A 19,035-nucleotide genomic window follows, 5' to 3' on the forward strand; every position below is an offset into this window, starting at 1 on the left:
CCTCTGAAACGGATAGCACCTGTCCGTTAAACTATAACGGAGAGGACCTATCCGCAAACGGTAGGGTGGTGGCATGGCTCGCAAGGCACCTCGGCACGCGGAGGCCGAACGCAACGACCAGGCGCTCCTGATCGCCGCCAAACAGGTGCTCAAGGCCGAGGGGTCACGCGCCTCTGTCGCGGCCATCGCCGCGCGGGCGGGGGTCGGGATGGCCACCGTCTACCGCCGCTACCGCACCAAAGAGGAGTTCTTCCAGCGCCTGTGCGTCCTCGCCCTGGAGCAGTGGATCGAGGCCGCCGAAGAGGGGCTGCGGATGGACGACCCGTGGGACGGGCTCGTGCACTACGTGTCCGCGGCGCTGGAGTTCGGCGGGGGCTCGCTCGGCTCGCTCGCCGGGACCGTCCCCGTGTCCGAGGAGATGGCCGAGGCGTTCACGCGTTCGGAACGCCTGTGGCACGCGCTGGTCGCGCGGGCGCACGAGGCGGGGGTTCTGCGGGCCGACGTGACGAGCGTCGACGTCGACCTCCTGATCGAGCAGCTCGGGCAGGCGTCGCTCGTCGAACATCTGGTCCGGCGGGGCCGTACCGAAGAACTCGACGAGGCCCGCGCCGCCCGCCATCGCACGGTCATGATCGCCCTCGACGGACTCCGTCCGGGCCATCCGCCACTCGCCGGACCACCCCCCGCGGCGGATCTGCTGTCGCGGCGCTGGTCCATGTAGCAGAAATTTAGTCGCGCGGGCGAAAAGGCCGCGAATTCCGTTGTCAAACTGCTCGTCCGGCGCGCGGACGCTGATCTTCGGTGACTTCCTTCCGGAGGAACAGCCGGAGGTCTGCACCGTGGACGGCAGCCGATCGGTGATCAAGGCGGGCGGGGTCTCGTTGACCTGCCCGCCCTTTCGCGGCCAAAGTGAGGGAACATGAGCGAACCGCGCCGGCACTACACCGACTGGCGAGGTGGATGATGACAACTGACTCGCCGTCAGTCGTCGATCGCCTGGTAGAGCGTGGTCCAGAAGTCGTGGATGGCGCGCGATGAGTCCGGGGTGGACATCCCGACCTGGGTGAGCAGAACTCCGGTGACCTGGTGTTCGGGGTCGGCGTAGGCGGTGGTGCCGGTTCCGCCGTCCCAGCCGAACTGGCCTACGGGTGCGTGGCCGGCGCGGTGGGTGCGGACGGCCATGCCGTACCCCCAACCGCCCTGCAGCCCTTGACCGGACGACAGGTGGGCGATGGTCCCGTACATGGCGTCGCGGGCGGTCTGTTGCGCGGGCGCGAGGCGATTGGTGGTCATCAGCTGTACGGCGGGCCGTGACAGGATCCGTTCGCCGCCGTGCGTCCCGTGGTTCAGCAGCATGCGGAAGTAGGCGTGATAGTCGTCGACGGTGGAGACCAGTCCACCGCCGCCGCCCTGGAACGCAGGAGGCCGGCTGATCCTCCCGCCTGCGGCCTCGTCCCACACGTGGAACTCCCCGGTCATCGGGTCCGGCCCGTAGAGGGGCGGCAGCCGGTCGATCTTGTCGGCGGGCACGTGGAAGCCGGTGTCCTTCATACCGAGCGGGTCGAGGACGCGTTCGCGGAGAAACGTCTCCAACGGCTTGCCCGTGACCCTGGCGACCAGGACACCGGCCACTTCGTTGCTGAGGTCGTACTGCCAGCGCTCGCCGGGCTGGTAGGACAGCGGCAGTTCGCCGAGGCGGCGCATCCACTCATCCGGGCCGGGCGCGGGCCCGGAGGCCACGCTGTAGTCGAGCCGCTCGAAGGTCGCGGCCCTGATCGGGGAGTTCAGCAGCTCGAAATCCAAGCCGAGCCCGAACGTGGAGGTCAGCAGGTCGCGTACGGTGATCGGTCGCCGGGCGGGCACGGTCTCGTCCAGCGGGCCGTCGGGCCGCTTGAGCACCTGGCGGTCGGCGAGCTCGGGCAGCCACGGATCCACCGGGTCGTCCAGCCGCAGCCGGCACTCGTCCAGCAGGATCATCGCCGCCGCCATCGTGACCGGCTTGGACGTGGAGGCCATCCGGAAGATCGTGTCCCGGCGCATCGGCGTGCCACCGTCATGGCGCATCGTCCCGATCGTTTCGACATGTGTATGCCCGCCGCGGCTGACCAGGGCGACCAGCCCGGGAATCTTCCCCGACTCGACATGCCGAGCCAGCACCTCACGCAGCCTGCGCAGCCCCGCCTCGGAGAAGCCGCCGTCGCTCTTACCCATCATGAACGTCATCCCTTGTCTCGCGATCGTTGGTGTCCGGCCCCTGCCGGAGCGGCCACGCGATGAGCCTGGGCCTTGACCTAAGGTCAAGGTCAAGTCTCTCGGCCGATCCCGTAGGTTCGGCACGCGGTACCCGCGAAGAGGGACTCACGTTCGGTGCTCGAGTAGGGTGCGGCGATCAGCTTGAACGAGTTCCACAAGGTGACGTAGGCACACAGTCTTCTGTCCACCGGGAAGTTGCTTTCGAACATGCACCGTTCGGGACCCAGAGTGTCGATGCAGTAGCGAAGGTGCGGGCCCCAGTAGCCGGCGATCCGGGCGGATGTCATCGGCGTTGAATCGATGAACTCGACAGGGGTGAACGCGGGCATGCCGATCCCGCCGAGCTTCATCACCACGTTGGGAACGCGCGCCAGCCCCGCAATGCCGGCACGCCATTCGCCGAGCACCTCGTCCCTGCGTCGCGAATACGGCCCGGTCGCCGCAGGCCCGCCGAGATGGTCGAGAACCACCACGAGGCTCGGGTGCGAACGTGCGAACTCGCACAGGTCGGCGAGCTGGTGAAAGTACGCCCAGGTCTCATAGACGAGCCCGCGGCGCGCCAGTTCGGACGCCCCTCTCCCGAAGCCACTGTCGAGAAGAAGCCCCGGTGGCGGCCTGCTCCGACTGGCGAACACCCCCGGATTCGCATCCCAGGCCACCGTGTGGCGTACCCCTTTGAACCTGCCGTCCCCGGCTTCGAGATGCGCGTCCAGGGCTTCGGCGAGTTCAGGCGACCTCAGGTCCGCGTGTCCGACGATGCCGCTGACCAATCCACCGGAGACGGACTGGCGCGCCACCCATTCCGTCTCGCCCACGGGCCGGAGATGCCGAGGCCCCTCGGTGTGGTAACTGGTGAGGCACTCCACGAAAACGGTGGCCACGACGTTGTGCCCGGACCGGGCATCGGCCCGCAGATCGTCCACCGAGTACGGCATGCCACCGGTAGCGGTCTCCGCCCGAGGCCACAGGTGATGATGCGGGTCCACGATCGGTATGTCCGGATCCCGAATCGGCTCGGTCACGTCATGGGCATCCAGAACCGTTGGTACGTGGACGGTATCGCCAGGTCCGGAGTTTCCTCGTGGTGGACATAGAGCGATTCCCGCATGGAATTGACATCGCCTCTCGAATCGATCCAATAGACAGGGATGCCGGCTTCCTCCATGATCCGTCGCGACAGCACGGCGCGCGGTGAATAGTAGATTTCTTCCTCGAACACACACTTGTCGCCGGGGAACGGCACGTAGAAAGCCACCGCATCGTACGCGGCCGCGATGTCGTCAGGCTCAAGCACCGGGGCCGATACGACACATTCTTGGCCCGCGGCAGCCATGACGTCCACCAGCGCCGAGTTTCCGGAGATGTCAACGCGCGCCCGTGGATTGTCCTGCACGATGTGAAGAAGCAGCTCGTACCTGCTTGCCGGTAGTTCGCCGGGCACGACCAGGAGTCTCGTCCGCGGCAACTTCCGAATGTTCCACACATAGGGAATGAGGGTCTGCCCGACGAGTGCGTTCGTCTTGTCGGCGAAGAGCTGATCTCCGATGACGATGGCGTCGAGCTCAGAATTCACATAGAGCCGAAGCGCCTGCTCGCACGTCTGGACGAGCGGTTCGCCCCGGCCGTTGAGCGAGGTGTTCAGGAGCAGTCCGATTCCGGTCCGGCTCTTGAACTCCTGTATCAACCGGTAGAAGAGGGGATTGCTCTCCGCCGTCACCGTTTGGACGCGCGCCGTGCCGTCGACGTGCCCGATCGAGCTGAGAGGCTCGCGCCACTCGTCCCTGATGCGGGCGACCGCGGTCATGTACGGGAGGTCGCCGTCAATCTCGAAGTAGGTGCTCACGTCCTCTCGAAGGACCGACGGCGCGAAGGGGCGCCACCACTCCCGGCGCTTGACGCCGTTGACCTTGTCCTTGATACCGGGCACGAGGGGGTTCGCCAGAATCGAGCGATTCCCCAGCGCTCTCGGTCCAATTTCGGACCTGCCCTGCACCCACCCGATGACAAGGCCGGAGACCAGCGTTTCGGCCGCGTCCGCGGCGATGTCAGCTGATTGCCGGCCACTCACCTGGTAGCTCTTGCTCGCCGCGTCCAGATTCTCCAGGTCGACGTTCTGCCCCCAGTACGCGTGCGTCATGTGCCACCGGCGGGGCCGATCGGGGGCGCCGACGTTGTGATAGGCGTAGAGCGCCCCGCCGAGCGCGGTCCCCGCATCACTGGCCTGCGGATAGGCGACAACATGGTCGAATCCGCTTTCGGCCGCGAGTATTCCATTGGTAATCGAGTTCAGGCCTACGCCACCCGCGAGAAGCAGCGTCTTGGAGCCGGTCTCTCGCTTCAAGAATCTTGCCTGCTTCAGCATGATCTCTTCGCATATCGCTTGGACGGTCGCGGCGACGTCCTTGTGCGTCTGAGATATTTCCTCGCCGTCCCGCCGGCCGGGCCCGACCAGTTGTGGCAGGACGACGCGCCCGATCTCCGTCGATGCGAACCGGCACGTTCCACGGCGAAGGGCGGGGAGGTAGCAGAACCGGCCCTGGTCATCAATCCGAATGAACGTCTCCAGCTGTCGTCTGAAACGTCGCGGGTCGCCGTAGGCCGCGAGTGCCATCGTCTTGCCTTCCTCGCCGTACCCCCACCCAAGCCAGATGGTGACCCCTTGGTAGAGGTGTCCGAGCGAGTGCGGATGTGGAGTGGTCCCGAGGATGGAGATCCGGCCATTCCGGCCGTGCGCGAGCATCGAGGTCTCCGCCTCACCGCCACCGTCGACGCTGAGGATGGCCGCGTCATCACTTGGGCTCGAATAGTAGACGCCAGACACATGACAAAGATGGTGGCGAATGTTGACGATCCGGCTGGCCGGAAAGCCTCCCTCGCGCAGAAGCAAGTACCACGACGGAAGATGCCAGTCGAGAAAACGATGGATCCCGCCAACCTTGTCCGGGGTGATGTACGCCGAGATCAGCGCCTTGCGTTTCGCCAGTTCGCCGGGGTGCATGCAGTTGGTTACAAGGTCTACGTCGGAGGGGGAGATCGAGTACTCCGCGAGCCCCTCGAACAGCACCGAGAGGTCCGTGGACGTCGCGCGCTTGACCCGATTGAAACGTTCTACCTCGTAAACAAAGAGGGGCTCGCCATCCCGGATCAGGGCGAAGCATGCGTCATGTTGGCCGGGCTTGCTTCCCAGAACGATCACTTGGCTCCCACCTTGTGTCTCGTGTGAACGACTGAGCTTGGATGTCAGGCGGGCTCGCCGGCAGCGGTGAAGGACCGCGGGATGTCGCCGGCAGTGGTCGTGCGATGCATGACCCGGGGCAGCTCGGCGGCGAAATCCGCTCGGTGGAGAGCTCTGGCGTTGTCCCAGACCACCACGTCACCGGCCGCCCACTGATGGCGGTACACGAACCGGTCCTGGGTGGCGTGGGCGATCAGCTCCGCCACGGTCAGTTCGACGGGGACTCCGTCGCCGGACTCGATTCGGGAAAGGCAGAGGTCGTTGACGAAGAGAACGGGGGCTCCGGTATCGGGGTGCGCTCTGATGATCGGATGGCGTACCGGTGTGTAGGTTGACGTGCCTGCCAGCGCCGCGGGGTTGTTGTGAGCGTCGGCCCGCGTGGCCGCGATTCGATCGTAGGCGTGCAGGCCGATCGCACCGGCGAGCACGTCTCGCCACTGCGGGGGCAGGTTTTCGTATGCGGTCTGCAGGTCGGCGTACAAGGTGTCGCCGCCTGACGACGGCAGCGCGACCGCCCTCAGCATGGTGTAGCGAATGGGCCGGCGTAGGAAAGAGCCGTCCGTGTGCCAGATGTTGTTGCCGACCACCGGTGTGTCGCCGCTGTTGTCCACGACGAGGAGCTCGGGGGAATCGGGGTGTCTGTTGTCCATATCCGGGTCGAGCGTGGGCTCACCAAGGCCGCGCGTCAGTGCGACCTGCCGGCCGGGAGTCAGCTCCATCCCTCGCAGAACGACCACGGCGAACGTCCGCAACAACGCCAGCAGCGCCTCGGGATCGTAGCGGCGGTCATCATCGGCCGGAAGTTCCGCCACGAAGACCGGGGCACCTGATGGGGCCGTCATTCGACATCCTCTCGGTTGAACGCCGGTGGGCGCGGAAAGCGGCGTGGCACCGCAGGTGGGCATGCGCGCGGGCCTCACGAAGAGGCGTTCCGTGCGTGCGGAAGGGAGGTCAGCCGGTTCCGTCCGGCACGTACGGGGCGGCCGGGCGCGGCGGAGGGCTTGCCGTGGTGGTGCGGTGCAGGACGCGCGGCAGCTTCCAGTGGAGCATGTCGGCCCGGTGCATCACCCTGGCGTTGTCCCAGATCACGACGTCCCCTACGCGCCAGCGATGACGGTAGACGAACCTGTCCTCGGTGGCATGCGCGTGGAGCTTGTCCAGCTGGATGAGCGCGGAGACGTCGGACTCCGATTCGATGCCGACAAGGCACAGATCGCTCAGATAGAGCGCGGGAGTATCGGTTTCTGGATGGGCCCGCACCACGGGATGGCGCACCGGAGGATACAACTTCTCATAACCCTCTTCGATGGGCATGCGATGTACCTCGGAGCGCAGGCGGGCAATCCTGTCGTAGGTGTGCACGCCCACCGCGCCGGAGAGCGCTTCCTTCCAGGATGCCGGGGTCTGCGCATAGGCCTCCACCATGTCGGCGAACAGGGTGTCCCCGCCGCGCGGCGGAACAACTTCCGCTCGCAACATCGTGTAACGCGTCGGTTCTGGAAGGAAGGATCGATCCGAGTGCCAGCACCGGTTTCCGACCACGGGGGTGGCGCTCGAATTGTTGACGACCAGGATGTCCTTGCTTTCGGGGTGGTGGTTGCGCAGGTCCGTCACAACCTCGGGTTTCCCCAGCAACCGGGTTAGCGCCACCTGCTCTGCCGGGACCAGTTCCAGACCCCTGATCACCGCGACCGAGTAAGTAGTGAGTGCCTGTTTGATTGCGTATCCATCGCGCCCGGCCAGCAATCTACCGGTCCGCCCGGTAACTTCCACGACAAATTTTCCATGGAGGGCTGAGAAGTCCAGCGACACGTTCTCTCCTTACGCCGTTGGTGGAACCAATGTCGTAGCGAGACCAGTTAACGTGGCACACTGGTAAAAGTAAGAGAAGCCTACTGTGGGATCTATGTCAACGGTCGCCGGAGCGCCGACGTCGCTTCCCAGGCCATCCGGGCGGCGCGGATCGCCCGGTTCGACGAGACCGGATTTATGGTCGGGCGCACGCTACGCTGTGCTCGCCGGGCACCACGCACTGTTCATGCGGATTCACGCTTCGGTGCCGTGCGGCAACATTGCCGAGGAACGAGAAATCCGTGGCGCGACCTTCAAACGGCGAAGCAGAATCGCATATCCCGGTCAGTGTGAATACGCCTGCCGCGCCGGCTCGATCAGGTCGCTGACCTGGCAGTCCAGGATGTCGCACAGCGCCACCAGGAGGTTGGGGTTGAGCCGTTCCGGAACGCCGGTGAAAAGCCGGTGGACCTGCTCACGGGACAACATGACACCCCGCTCGGCCAGCAGCGGCCCCAGTTCGGTGGTCGTGAACATCTCCCGCTCGGCCATCACGCCACGCAAATGCCACCGATACCCGAGAGAGTCGGTCATCGTGGTTCTCTCGGCGAGCACATCATTGAGTCGAGCGGTGCTCTGCGCTCCAACCCATAGGTCGTCGCCGATGAACCGGGAGGCCGGGTATCTGTCCAGCGCGCAATGATAGTGCGGGTGCCGGGCATCGTGCAGCATGACAACGGTGCTGGGTTCCATGAAATCTGCCGCCGCCATGAGGCAGCGGCGTCGCTTGCGCCCGTCCACAATGATTGCGTCGAAACCATGGCCAGTAGCGGCGGGATAGGACACGTAGTGGTCGAGATCTGCATCGCGGTCCGTCGAACGCTCTGATGGGCGCAGTGCGGTGCGATTCCAGCACACCGCTTCGATATGCGCACGTCCGTCTCCGGCTGGTCCGTGCAGGCTCCTGTCGTCCTCGACATATCGCAGGACCGTGTCGGCCCGATAAAGCAGGACGGGGGCCAGGAAGGTGTCGAAGTACTCGCGGTCGTATTCGAGGGCGAGCCACTGAAATGGCAGGTTGTGCGCGGCCAGAATTTGGGGGTAGGACAACGTGCTTTGCCCTGAACCCCATTCTAGAACGCGCATCCGCCGCGCTGAGTTTTCGGCCGAATTGAGGAGGATTCTCTTGATTAGATCACCGTCGCGCGGACTCATCCAAGCGTACGGGCTTTCTATTTCCCTGACCACCTGGTTGCCTCTCTGAGGGTTCGTCGCCTAGGCGAAATAGCGCGTCGAGCCGGGCATTTCAGTGCGCTCCCAACAGGAGAACATGAAAATCGTTCGGGAGTCCATAGGATTCACCCCATCGAGCGATCGGTCGGCCGCGGCACCATCTCGAGTGCCGAACCATCTCGCATACATCATCGGGCGATTGGTATCCATGCCCCCGTAAGCCGCCTGGGAGGTGGAGTCCCGGTGGCTGGTCAGATCCGGACATCGAGATCGCGACGCAGAGGCGACACGCCGCCCGTCGCGAGTGTTCCGTGAACGACCGTGCCGTGCGCGATGACCGTGCGAACACGCAGGTCGTCCGTGAGGACGACGAGGTCGGCGTCCTTGCCGGGCGCGATGCTCCCGGTTTGTTCTCCCAGCCCGAGCAGGCGCGCCGGCGTGGTGGCGGCGGCGATCGCGGCTTGGGTGATGGGGATTCCGACGCACTGCACGGCGTGCCGTACCGCGCGGTCCATGGTGAGGGTGCTGCCCGCGTTGGTGATCCCGTCGAGCAGCGTGACCTTGCCGTCGCGGGCGAGTACGGGCAACGGGCCCAGGTCGAACCGCCCCTCGTTCACCCCGGCTGCCGGAGTGGCGTCGGTGACCAGCGCGATACGTTCCGCGCCGGCGGCGGCGAACGCGAGACGTGTGGTCGCGCTGTGCAAGTGGACGCCGTCGTTGATGAGCTCGCAGGTGACATTGTCGTGGGTGAGTGCGGCGCCGGCCGGACCTGGCTCTCGATGGTGGAACGGTCGCATGGCGTTGAACAGGTGGGTGGCCATGCTGGCGCCGGCCTCGAACGCCTGGTGTGCTTCGTCGTAGCTTGCGTCGGTGTGCCCTACCGCCACGACCGCCCCGGAGGCGACGACCTCGCGGACGAGGTCCATTCCGCCGTCCAGCTCGGGGGCGAGGGTGACGGTGCGGACGGCGCCGTCGCCGCTGGCGAGCAGGTGCCGCAATGCTTTGACGTCCGGGGCGAGGACGTAGTCATTGTGATGGGCGCCCCGGTGGTTCGGGTTGAGGAACGGCCCTTCGAGGTGGATTCCGGCGATCGACCGGTGCAGCGGGTCGGGTGAGCGCATGAGGGCGGCCACCGTGCGGGCCGCGGCCGCCATCTCCTCGACCGGTGAGGTGACGAGGCTTGCCAGCGTCCGTGTGGTTCCGTGGCGGCGGTGGAACGCGATCGCGCGCAGGATCTCCTGCGGATTCTCCGTGGTGACCTGCGCTCCGTCGCCGCCGTGCATGTGCAGATCCACGAACCCGGGCAGCACGTAGTCCAACCCGAGATCATGAATCTCGGCGTCGGCCGATCGGGGCGGCTCCCCAGCTCCCACGGCCGAGATCCGGCGACCGTCCAGCGCGATCCAGCCGGAATTCAGCAGCCGGTCGGGCGTCACTACTCGGGCGTTGACGAGGATCATGACCATCGGGCTCTCTTTCTGGTGTGCGCATCGCCTATTATTTTCTCAAGGAGAAAATAATCTAACACGGAGGACTCTTGGCTGTGATGGGTGTGCCGGGTGGCGACGGCGGGTCGGCGGCAGGACGCGTCCTGACGCTGTTGCACAGACGTGGCCCGCTGACCCGCGCCGCGGTCACGGCCGAACTCGGCCTGGCCGCAAGTGCGGTGGGGACCGCCCTGGGGGACCTGACCGCGCTGGATCTGGTCCGCATCAGTGAACCGCCACGCGGGTCCCCGACCGGACGGGGCAGGCCGTCTCCTGTCGTCGAGGTGCATCCCGACGGGCCCGTGGCCGTCGCCGTCCAGCTCAGTGCGGACCGAGTAACGGTCGGCCTCGTCGGTCTGGATCGCCGGATCGGTCACGTTCGAGAGCACGTTCTGGACGCCTCTGCGATGGAGCCCGCCACCCTCATACCGGCACTGGCGGACGCGGTCGCGAATGCGGTACGGCGCACTGAGCGGCGATGCGTCGGGATATGCGTGGCGATGCCGGGCTTCATCAGGGAATCTGATGGCTTCGTCCGGTCCGCCGTGCATCTGGGCTGGAACCAGGTGCCCCTCGCGCAGGAACTGAGCGGCATGTCGCCGATCGGCGTCCCCGTCGCCGTGGGGCGCTCCGCCACGCTGGCCGTCCTGGCCGAGTTCCGTTATGGGGCTGGGCGCGGCGCCGCGAGCATGCTGGCCCTGAGCAGCGAGCGGGTCGGCATCGGCGGCGGGTTCATCGACGCGGGCGTACCGCTCACCGGGGGCGGTCACGCCATGGAAGCCGGCCACATCATCGTCGAGCCGGGGGGACTGCGATGCCCGTGCGGTGCGCGCGGCTGCCTGGAAATGTACGCCGACCCGCGTGCCCTGCTACGTGCCGCCGGTCGGCGTCACCACCCCGGCCATGAAGACACCGTCGCCAAGATCTTCGATGACGCCGCGGCCGGTGACCGAGCCGCACAGGAGGCGATCCGCCTCACCGCCGGCCATCTGGTGACGGGGTTGATCAGTCTCGTCAACACGCTCGCCCCGGAGCGCGTGGTTCTCATGGGCTTTCTGGCCGACCTGTATCGGGCCACCAAGGACCTCGTACGCGATGGGTTGATGGCGTCCTCCGCCGTCGCCCGCGTCGGCCAGATCGACATCGTCACCGGCGATCTTCACCATGCCACGCTCGTGGGCGCAGCCGAAAGAGCCTTCGCTCCACTGCTGAGCCAACCGCGCACCTTTCTGCGCACCGACCCGCCATGAAGCCAGACCACTCCGGCGCAGGGCCACATGGTTGTCACTTGCGAGGCAATGTCACTGTCCGTGGTTGATGTCTAGAGTCCGACATATGAGGGACGGTCCACGGATGACCCTGCAGACGATGCTCGTGCTGAAAGAGATGCTGTCCGACCCCGCCAAGCGCTGCTACGGGCTGGAACTGTGCGAGAAGACGGGCCAGCCCAGCGGCACCATCTACCCGATCCTCGCCCGTTTGGAGCGCGAGTTCGGCTGGATCGAACGCGACAAGGAGCCCGCGGCCGAACATCTGGTGCAGGGCCGCCGCGCCCGGTACTACTACAGGCTGACCGAGCAGGGCGCGCTCCGGGCCCGCGCCGCTCTCGACCGGGCCGAGCGCTCCCGCGGACCGGCCATGGACCCTCGGCCGGCGACGTCATGACCAGGTTGATAGAGCCGCTGCTGGCTCGGTTGCCCGCCGAGTTCACCGCTACGGAAAGTGACCGAATCCGGCGTGCGTACGAGTTCGCCGCGCGTTGCCATGTGGGCCGGCTGCGTAAGAGCGGCGAGCCGTACATCACCCATCCCGTCGCAGTCGCGGAGATCGCGATCGACGCCGGGCTGGACAGCACCACCGTCTGCGCCGCCCTGCTCCACGATGTGATCGAGGACACCTGGTGCGACGCCGTACGACTGCGCGCGGAGTTCGGTGATGAGATCACCACGATGGTCCAGAACCTGACCGAACTCGACCACGGGCACGTGCAGGCGGCCACCGCGGACGAGCGTGTCCTTGCCCTGAAAGTGCTCGACCGGCTGCACAACATGCGTACCATCCAATACCTCGACCAGGAGAAACAGCGTCTGAAGAGCCAGGACGTCGTCAACGTCACGGCACCGCTCGCCGGACGCCTCGGCCTGCCGGCCATCGCGGACGAACTCGAATCGATCGCACGCGACTGCCTGATCCCGCCGCCGGGAGACGCGGGGGCGAGGTATCAGGTGCTCGCCTTGGGCGCGCTGCTCCTGCCCGCGGCCGTCAGGGCGAGCTATCTGGACGAATGGCTCGGCGAGCTTGACGTATTACCGGACCGTTGGGCTCGCACCCGGTTCGTACTCGGGCTGGCGCTCGGCGTGCCCGCCCTGGCTCTGATCCTGCGGCGGCCGGCGCGGGGCACGCTGACCGGCCATGTCCTGACTGTTCTGCGCTGGATCTTGCGGACGGATGTGCGTACCTGGACGCCACTGACCGTGCTGCTCGGCTGGATGATCGTGGAGTCCGCGAGGAACAGCCTCGGCGACGCCGCGGTCATCGCGATCACCGTGCCGCCCGTCCTCCACGCGGGCCTCACCCGCCTGCGCAAGAAGCTCGGCCTCACCGACGAGCCCGCCTGACGGCGGGACCCCTCCCGGAGCCGGTCGGGTAGTTCTTTGTGGCACCGGCGCTCGCCCGACGCCGGTCACCCTGAGCGATAGGGACGACACAGCATGCGCAAACTCCTTCCCGTGCTCGCCATGTGCGCCCTGGCGGGTTGCGCCGCGCCCGAGGCCGGACGGCAGGCGGCGGCCCCCACCCCCACACCGAGCACGCCAAGTACGCCCGCCACGAGCGCTTCGGCCACCGAAACCCCGACGCCGTCACCGTCCCCGTCGCGCGAAGCCACCACCAAGGTCAAGGACTGCTTCGACGGTGACTGCCTGCTGAAGTTGTCCAAGCCCGTCACGATCCGGCTGAACGCCAAGAAGTTCTACTACCCGAAGTTCGAGGTCGTGGCCATCGACAGGGACACGATCACGTACCGGGTGGAGTACCCGCACGGAGGCGGCTCGGAGCAGCGCCTCGGTGAAGGCGGAGGCGGAGCCTTCGCGTTCCGCAAGCACACCCCGGTGGAGGTGCGGCTGGTGTCGATCAAGAAGGGGCAGGCGCTGCTGTCCGTCACACCGGGGGAGCGAAGCTGAGCATCATCATGTGATCTTCGCGTGACGTGGGAGCGGCAGTATGTCGCCGCGTGAAACGTTTCGTTGCCCTTACCGCCGCGGCTCTGGGCGCCGCGCTCCTGTCCGGCACCGGGTCGGCGCAGGCCGCCGCCCCCGCCGACCCGGTCACGTCGCTGAAGAAGCAGTTCGCCCCCGGGTACGGTGTCCGGGTCGCCGAGACATATCGCGGCACGGCCAGCGGGATCAAAGGCGAGTTCGCCTCCCGTACCGTCGGCGTGATCGGTTTCGGAAGGTCATCGGCCGCGGACCATGATCTCACGACGACGTGGAAGTTCACCGAAGAACAGCTTGCCACCCTCGGTGCGAGCTCGAAGGAGGTCCCCGGTCCCTTCCGCGTGATCGAGGTGGGCGGCACCACCTACGTGAAGGGGTTCGACTGGCATCCCCTGCCCGAGGGGAAGCACTGGTTCCGATTCGGCAAGAACACCAGCTGGGGCAACGAGGGACAGCGCGGGGACCAGCTTGTGGACGTCTTCGACCCGGCGGTACTCAAGACGCTCCTGGCGAAGGCGAAGGTCGCCAAGCCCGGCGACTACCGGGGAACCCTCACCCTCAAGGACCTGTACAAGGCGAGCCACGGCTACGGCCGCCCCGACACCAAGGCGATCTCCTTCAGGCTTCTCCTCGACCGCGACCGCAGGCCTGCTCGTCTGATCACCGAGTACACCGAGAAGATCGACTGGCCCGACGGAAAGGGCAAGACGGTCAAGCGCATCCAGCACAACGTGGTGGACACGCGCTACAGCGGATGGGGGTCGAAGGTGACGGTCATGGCGCCTCCGGCCGAGGAGGTCGTCGACTTCAACGTGTTCACGCCGCCCGTGGACCTGAGCCCGCTCGACGCGGTGACCGACCGCGCCCAAGCCGCCGTCGTGTCGCGCGACTGACGGCCGGACAAGCTTCGACCCCTCATCGTCCTCAGCAGACCAGGGCGTGTCGGGGGAGGAGACCGACCAGGAGCAGGGCGGCCAGGAAGAGGGCGGCGGCGAGCACGGTGATGAGGATGCCGGCGTCGAAGAAACCGTGGCCGGCTCGGGCGAAGAAGACGGTGCCGAGAGCGGCGGCGCCGGTGGCGTTGGCGAACTGCTGGACGGCGTTGAGCATGCCTGAGCCGGTGCCGGCCTCTTCGGCGGTGGCGTCGCCGAGTACGTAGTCGAAGACGGGGATGAACACCAGCCCGGAGCCGAAGCCGGTGATCAGCAGGGCAGGCGCGAGGGTCCAGGAGGTCAGGCCGTTCTGGGCGTGGGCGATGGTCCAGGCGAGTGCGATCAGGCCGGCGGCGGCGATGCCGAGGCCGAGGTGCAGGGTGGTACGGCCGAGCCGCGCGGCGAGGAAGGTCCCGGCGAGGCCGACGGCGATGGCGCTGCCCAGGGCCCAGGGGATCAGGGTGAGGCCGGTGTGCAGAGGCGTCCAGTGCGCGCCGAGCTGGAGCATCAGGTTGAGGGCGAGCTGGAATCCGGTGAGCGCCGCGTAGAAGCCGCAGACGATGACCAGTCCGACGACGAAGCTGCGCTTACGCAGGAGCGACGGCGTGATCACCGGGTGGGAGCTGCGGCGTTCGGAGGCGGCGAACAGCGCGAGCACCGGGATCGAGACGGCCATCATGGCGTAGGTCCAGATCGGCCAGCCGAGTTCGCGGCCCTGGACCAGAGGGATGATCAGCAGGGCCGAGGCCAGGGTGAGCAGCCCGACGCCGCGCAGGTCCAGACGGGTCGAGGGGTCCTCGCCGGTGTCGCGGGGCAGGACGTACGCGCCCAAGACCCAGGCGGCGACCCCGATCGGGATGTTGATCAGGAAGATCGAGCGCCAGCCGCCAAACAGGTGCAGCAGCCAACCGGCCAGGATCGGCCCGGCCACCGTGGCCAGGCCCATGATCGGGCCGAAGGGAATGAGGGCACGCCGCAGGTGCTCGGGCGGAAAGACGATCTTCACCAGAGCGAAGCCCTGCGGGATCATCACCGACCCGAACAAGCCCTGCAGGACGCGGGCGACGATCAGAAACCCGGTTCCCGGCGCGAGGCCGCAGGCCAGCGAGGACAGGGTGAACCCGGCCAGACCCAGCAGAAACAGGCGCCGGCGGCCGACCAGGTCGCCCAGCCTGCCGGAGGTGACCAGGCCCAGGGCGAAGGCCGCGGTGTACGCCGCCGGCACCCATTGCACCGTGGTGTCGCCACCGCCCAGATCGGCCCGGATCGAGGGCCCGGCGAGGTTGGCGATCGTCGAGTCCAGCACGTCCATGATGTCGGCGATGACCACGACCGCGAGGACGAGCCAGGCCCGGCGCAGCGGCAGGACCAGGGACTTCACAACGGAAGAACTTTGTTCAATTGGCATGAACTTAGTTCTATGTGGCGAACATAGTTCATGTCAAAGCGTAGAATCGGACCATGGCCCACGATCCGAAAGCCCGCCGGGCGGCCCGGCACCTGCAGCCCGGCGCCGCCCCGGCCCAGCCGCGCCGGGAACCTCTCACCGTCGAGCGCATCATCGACGCCGCGCTGCACGTGGTCGCGACCCAGGGCTATGACGCGCTGACGATCCGCGCCATCACCGGCGAGCTGGGCACCAGCCCGTCATCGCTGTACGCGCACGTGGTCAACAAGGCCGACATCGACGACCTGATCATCGGGCGGCTCAGCTCCGAGCTCGTCCTGCCCGAACCCGACCCCGCCCGATGGCGGGAACAGATCCTGCGGGTGTACGCCCAGATCCGTGACCAGTACCTGCGCTATCCAGGCATCTCCCGTGCCGCCCTGGCCACGGTCCCCACCAATCGGGACACCTTGCGCGTGAGCGAGGCGATCCTGGCGATCCTGCTCGCCGGCGGCATCGAGCCCCAGACCGCGGCCTGGGCCATGGACGCCCTGTCCCTGTACGTCGCCGCCTACACCCTGGAGATCTCCCTGCTCCACGGGCGAAATGCCGACCCCGGCCAGGAGTGGGTCCTCAGCCGCGACGAACTTCTGCACCGGTTCGGCTCCCTGCCCGCCGACCAGTTCCCGCACACCAGACGCCACGCCGGCGAACTCACCTCCGGCAGCGGATACGAACGATTCGACTTCACCCTCAACCTGATGCTCGACAGCCTCACAAGAGCCTGACATCTTCCGGCATAGTTCCGTGGCGCTCGCTCGTCCTTGGTGGGTGACATCACGAGGAGGACGGGTGGATCCAGGCTTCGAGGCGGCGCTCCGGCAGTTCGTCATCGACAGGTCGGGCGCGTTGTTCCGCACGGCGTACCTGCTGACCGGCGACCGGCACGCCGCCGAGGACCTCGTCCAGTCGGCCCTGGCGAAGACGGCCGCGCGGTGGCGCGCCCTGCGCGACCCCGAGGCCATCGAGGGGTACGTCCGACGGACCATGTACCACGAGCAGGTGAGCCGGTGGCGCCGCCGGTCACGGGTCGTGGAGGTGAGCACGGACGCGCGGCTCGACCGGGCCGGCGACGGGCACGCCGAGGCGGCGGACCTGCGCATGACGATGCGCGCGGCGCTGTCCCGGCTGACGCCCCGGCAGCGGACCATGCTGGTCCTGCGCTACTTCGAGGACAAGTCGGAGACCGAGATCGCGCGCCTGCTGGGCGTGCGGGTGGGCTCGGTCCGCAGCCAGATCTACCGATCGCTGGAGCGGCTGAAGAAGTCGGCCCCCGAACTGAGCACCGTGAGGGAGTTGCGTTGAACGTCGAGAACCTGCTGCGTGAGACCCTCGCCGACATGGCGGACGAGCAGGCGCCGCCACCCCCGGCCCGCTTCCTCCCGCCCCGTCCCGTCCGCCGGAGAGGCGTCGCCCTGGCAGCGGCGGCCACCGTCGTCGCCCTGGCCGCGGGCGGCACGATCGCCGTCAGGACCCTCTCACCCGAGACGCCCGTGGCGCCGGTGGCCGCGCGTCCGGAGCACACCGTGACCATCAAGGAGGGATGGCGGGCCACCCTCTTGTTCGACAACCTCTCCCGCGTGACCGGCGAACCCGCGGCGTCGTTCGCGCGGGCGGCCAAGGACGGCCGGGCTCTGGGCCTGCCTCCGTATGCGAAGGGCAGGCTGGAGGGCTTCGCCCACCCCGGCACGTACAGGTTCGCCGAGTCCGCCACTCCTACCGAGGTCCTGGCCGCGATGGTGGCCCGGTTCCGCGCGACGGCGGACAAGCTCGGCTTGTCCTCCCGGCGCGCGCCCATGGACATCGTCATCATCGCCAGCCTCGTCCAGGCCGAGTCGCCCACCGAGGCCGACATGCCGAAGGTGGCCCGCGTCATCCACAACCGCCTGGCCCGCGGCATGATGCTGAAGCTCGACAGCCCCCTGCTCTACGGCCTCGGCAAGTACGGCGTCGACGTCACGGTCGAGGACACGAAGCGGCGTACGCCGTACAACACCTATCGCCATGGCGGACTGCCTCCGGGGCCCATCTCCAACCCCGGCGAGGCCGCGCTCAAGGCCGCCCTCCACCCGGCCGCGGGCACCTGGCTCTACTACGTGGCCACCGACCCGAAGAGCGGCACCCTGGAGTTCGCCACGTCCGCGAAGGAGTACGCCAAGCTCGTCGAACGTTTCGCCGGGTAACGATCCGTCACACCGGCGGACGGGCCAGTTCGGCGTCCACGTCGGCCCGCACGTTCGCGATCTCGCGCCTGATGGCGCCGGTGACGACAGATGTGGGCACAGGCCCCCCGGACCCCACCGAAGCCCTCGCCCTGTTCGACGACGTCCAGCCATGAGGACCGCGGCCGACGTGCTCGGAGCCAACCTTTGCGCTGGAAGGCGCGTCTCACCTTTATGGGCTTATTGTTTCGCGGTACGGCCGCAGCCGTCGCCTTCTTCGTCGTGACGGGGCCGGTCGCCGCCCACGCCGAGGCGCCGGCCAGTCAATGGAGTGTCGTCCATCACGACCGCCGCGACTCCTACGACGCGGTGACGGTCACACCGGGAGGGGCGGTCTGGGTCGCCGGGACGAGCCGGCTGTTGAAGGGCGGCCGGTCCGCCTTCAAGCGGGTCACCGGGCCGGGCTTCCGGGTCAAGCGGCTGACGTCGGCCTCCGACACCAGGGTCTGGGCCTTCGGCGCGTCGCGATACGCCCGATGGAACGGCAAGCGCTGGCAGGTGAACCGATGGCCCCACGGCCGGGTGGACGGTGCGTACGCCATCGGCCAGAACCTGTGGGTCATCGAGAACGCCAACGCCTTCCCCTCAGCCGGTACCGCCGGATGGAAGGCGCGGTCCACGCTGCGGCGACTGGCCGGGTCGGTGTGGCGCAAGGTCCGGACGCCGATCGTGGTCAAGGGACTCGACGGCCGGTGGGCGGCGGGCTCGGCGCGGGGCACGGCGGCTCTGGCCCGCTGGAGTGGTACGGCCTGGCGCGCGGTCACCCTTCCGGCGATCCCGTCGACCCGCTCGGGCCAGATCTCGGAGCTGACGGATGTCGCGTTCGACGGTGAGACCGGCCGGGTGATGGCGGTCGGCTGGGTCGCCTGGCCGTGCGGCGGCTCCTTCTGCGGTGAGACGTTGCTGCTGACCGGCTATCCGGGCAGCTGGAAGTTCGAGGTCCGTGGTGAACCGGGCTTCCAGCCGCGTGCCCAGGCCGAGCCCGACGGCAGAGGCGGGGCCTGGGTCGTCTACGACGCCAAGGGCGGAGGCAGCCGATTTCTGCACATCGGCCCCGACAGCGTCGAGCCGGGCGCCTTCCCCGCTCCGCCGGACCGGACAGCGTCCGTCCGCGACCTCGCCATCCAGCCGGAGAGCGGTTCCGTCTGGGCGGTCGGCGGGGCCCGTTCCGGCCGCGGCGGCACGATCTGGGCTTACCGCCGTTGAGCCGGCTACCGCCT

The 19,035-nt window shown here is 67.5% G+C and carries 18 protein-coding genes; 10 read left to right on the forward strand and 8 right to left on the reverse strand.

The genetic code is table 11. The features are described from left to right. Positions 1-73: 73 nt before the first annotated feature. Entirely contained in the window at positions 74-721 is a 648-nt protein-coding gene (locus ACFWY5_RS30660; RefSeq protein ID WP_379620927.1) for a TetR/AcrR family transcriptional regulator, read from the forward strand. A 260-nt stretch (positions 722-981) separates the two neighbouring features. On the opposite strand, the gene ACFWY5_RS30665 is transcribed toward ACFWY5_RS30660, so the two are convergent. From ACFWY5_RS30665 to nagA, 7 genes are all read right to left on the reverse strand, one after another. Beyond that, the gene (locus ACFWY5_RS30665) at positions 982-2,214 is read right to left on the reverse strand and encodes a serine hydrolase domain-containing protein (protein WP_379620925.1); all 1,233 of its coding nucleotides are present in this window, start codon (positions 2,212-2,214) and stop codon (positions 982-984) included. An 89-nt stretch (positions 2,215-2,303) separates the two neighbouring features. After that, entirely contained in the window at positions 2,304-3,275 is a 972-nt protein-coding gene (locus ACFWY5_RS30670) for an amidohydrolase family protein (RefSeq protein WP_379636071.1), read from the reverse strand. Then, positions 3,272-5,449 (reverse strand): carbamoyltransferase, encoded by a 2,178-nt coding sequence (locus tag ACFWY5_RS30675; RefSeq protein ID WP_379636073.1) that lies wholly within the window; start codon positions 5,447-5,449, stop codon positions 3,272-3,274. Before ACFWY5_RS30675 ends, ACFWY5_RS30670 begins: the two co-directional genes overlap by 4 nt. Positions 5,450-5,493: 44 nt before the next feature. Beyond that, positions 5,494-6,300, reverse strand: coding sequence for a TauD/TfdA dioxygenase family protein (locus tag ACFWY5_RS30680; protein WP_379636075.1), 807 nt, complete (start codon positions 6,298-6,300; stop codon positions 5,494-5,496). 139 nt (positions 6,301-6,439) lie between these two features. Further along, entirely contained in the window at positions 6,440-7,300 is an 861-nt protein-coding gene (locus ACFWY5_RS30685; RefSeq protein WP_379636077.1) for a TauD/TfdA dioxygenase family protein, read from the reverse strand. A 324-nt stretch (positions 7,301-7,624) separates the two neighbouring features. Continuing rightward, positions 7,625-8,494 (reverse strand): helix-turn-helix domain-containing protein, encoded by an 870-nt coding sequence (locus ACFWY5_RS30690; RefSeq protein ID WP_379636079.1) that lies wholly within the window; start codon positions 8,492-8,494, stop codon positions 7,625-7,627. A gap of 269 nt (positions 8,495-8,763) precedes the next feature. Beyond that, on the reverse strand, positions 8,764-9,978 hold the full coding sequence (nagA, locus tag ACFWY5_RS30695; protein WP_379636081.1) for an N-acetylglucosamine-6-phosphate deacetylase: 1,215 nt from the start codon (positions 9,976-9,978) through the stop codon (positions 8,764-8,766). Positions 9,979-10,058: 80 nt separating this feature from the next. Between nagA and ACFWY5_RS30700 the strand changes: the two genes are divergently transcribed. The 5 genes from ACFWY5_RS30700 to ACFWY5_RS30720 all read left to right on the forward strand — a co-directional run bounded on the left by ACFWY5_RS30700 (position 10,059) and on the right by ACFWY5_RS30720 (position 14,107). After that, positions 10,059-11,249 (forward strand): ROK family protein, encoded by a 1,191-nt coding sequence (locus tag ACFWY5_RS30700; RefSeq protein WP_379636109.1) that lies wholly within the window; start codon positions 10,059-10,061, stop codon positions 11,247-11,249. 103 nt (positions 11,250-11,352) lie between these two features. Beyond that, positions 11,353-11,664, forward strand: a complete 312-nt coding sequence (locus ACFWY5_RS30705) for a PadR family transcriptional regulator (RefSeq protein WP_379636083.1) — start codon at positions 11,353-11,355, stop codon at positions 11,662-11,664. Next, entirely contained in the window at positions 11,661-12,617 is a 957-nt protein-coding gene (locus ACFWY5_RS30710; RefSeq protein ID WP_379636085.1) for an HD domain-containing protein, read from the forward strand. Before ACFWY5_RS30705 ends, ACFWY5_RS30710 begins: the two co-directional genes overlap by 4 nt. A gap of 93 nt (positions 12,618-12,710) precedes the next feature. After that, positions 12,711-13,181, forward strand: coding sequence for a hypothetical protein (locus tag ACFWY5_RS30715; protein ID WP_379620909.1), 471 nt, complete (start codon positions 12,711-12,713; stop codon positions 13,179-13,181). A 50-nt stretch (positions 13,182-13,231) separates the two neighbouring features. Then, a complete protein-coding gene (locus tag ACFWY5_RS30720; protein ID WP_379636087.1) occupies positions 13,232-14,107 on the forward strand; it encodes a hypothetical protein in 876 nt (291 codons plus the stop codon). 31 nt (positions 14,108-14,138) lie between these two features. Here ACFWY5_RS30720 and ACFWY5_RS30725 read toward each other — a convergent pair whose 3' ends face one another. Continuing rightward, positions 14,139-15,527, reverse strand: a complete 1,389-nt coding sequence (locus ACFWY5_RS30725) for a DHA2 family efflux MFS transporter permease subunit (protein ID WP_379636089.1) — start codon at positions 15,525-15,527, stop codon at positions 14,139-14,141. A gap of 80 nt (positions 15,528-15,607) precedes the next feature. Between ACFWY5_RS30725 and ACFWY5_RS30730 the strand changes: the two genes are divergently transcribed. The 4 genes from ACFWY5_RS30730 to ACFWY5_RS30745 all read left to right on the forward strand — a co-directional run bounded on the left by ACFWY5_RS30730 (position 15,608) and on the right by ACFWY5_RS30745 (position 19,021). Beyond that, complete coding sequence (locus tag ACFWY5_RS30730) at positions 15,608-16,321, forward strand: TetR/AcrR family transcriptional regulator (protein ID WP_379636091.1); 714 nt, start codon at positions 15,608-15,610, stop codon at positions 16,319-16,321. A 64-nt stretch (positions 16,322-16,385) separates the two neighbouring features. Continuing rightward, positions 16,386-16,898, forward strand: coding sequence for a SigE family RNA polymerase sigma factor (locus ACFWY5_RS30735; protein WP_379620901.1), 513 nt, complete (start codon positions 16,386-16,388; stop codon positions 16,896-16,898). Further along, a complete protein-coding gene (mltG, locus tag ACFWY5_RS30740; RefSeq protein WP_379636093.1) occupies positions 16,895-17,776 on the forward strand; it encodes an endolytic transglycosylase MltG in 882 nt (293 codons plus the stop codon). The genes ACFWY5_RS30735 and mltG overlap by 4 nt, the downstream gene beginning before the upstream one ends. A gap of 213 nt (positions 17,777-17,989) precedes the next feature. Beyond that, on the forward strand, positions 17,990-19,021 hold the full coding sequence (locus ACFWY5_RS30745) for a hypothetical protein (protein WP_379636095.1): 1,032 nt from the start codon (positions 17,990-17,992) through the stop codon (positions 19,019-19,021). Positions 19,022-19,035 lie beyond the last annotated feature (14 nt).

This window comes from Nonomuraea sp. NPDC059007, assembly GCF_042740555.1.
Lineage (GTDB): Bacteria > Actinomycetota > Actinomycetes > Streptosporangiales > Streptosporangiaceae > Nonomuraea.

Excerpts from the sequence above, each read along its gene's own strand:
- ACFWY5_RS30660 (WP_379620927.1), top strand. The coding sequence starts at position 74 with ATGGCTCGCAAGGCACCTCGGCACGCGGAGGCCGAACGCAACGACCAG.
- ACFWY5_RS30665 (WP_379620925.1), bottom strand. The coding sequence starts at position 2,214 with ATGATGGGTAAGAGCGACGGCGGCTTCTCCGAGGCGGGGCTGCGCAGG.
- ACFWY5_RS30690 (WP_379636079.1), bottom strand. The coding sequence starts at position 8,494 with ATGAGTCCGCGCGACGGTGATCTAATCAAGAGAATCCTCCTCAATTCG.
- nagA (WP_379636081.1), bottom strand. The coding sequence starts at position 9,978 with ATGGTCATGATCCTCGTCAACGCCCGAGTAGTGACGCCCGACCGGCTG.
- ACFWY5_RS30700 (WP_379636109.1), top strand. The coding sequence starts at position 10,059 with ATGGGTGTGCCGGGTGGCGACGGCGGGTCGGCGGCAGGACGCGTCCTG.
- ACFWY5_RS30705 (WP_379636083.1), top strand. The coding sequence starts at position 11,353 with ATGACCCTGCAGACGATGCTCGTGCTGAAAGAGATGCTGTCCGACCCC.
- ACFWY5_RS30710 (WP_379636085.1), top strand. The coding sequence starts at position 11,661 with ATGACCAGGTTGATAGAGCCGCTGCTGGCTCGGTTGCCCGCCGAGTTC.
- ACFWY5_RS30715 (WP_379620909.1), top strand. The coding sequence starts at position 12,711 with ATGCGCAAACTCCTTCCCGTGCTCGCCATGTGCGCCCTGGCGGGTTGC.
- ACFWY5_RS30730 (WP_379636091.1), top strand. The coding sequence starts at position 15,608 with ATGGCCCACGATCCGAAAGCCCGCCGGGCGGCCCGGCACCTGCAGCCC.
- ACFWY5_RS30745 (WP_379636095.1), top strand. The coding sequence starts at position 17,990 with ATGGGCTTATTGTTTCGCGGTACGGCCGCAGCCGTCGCCTTCTTCGTC.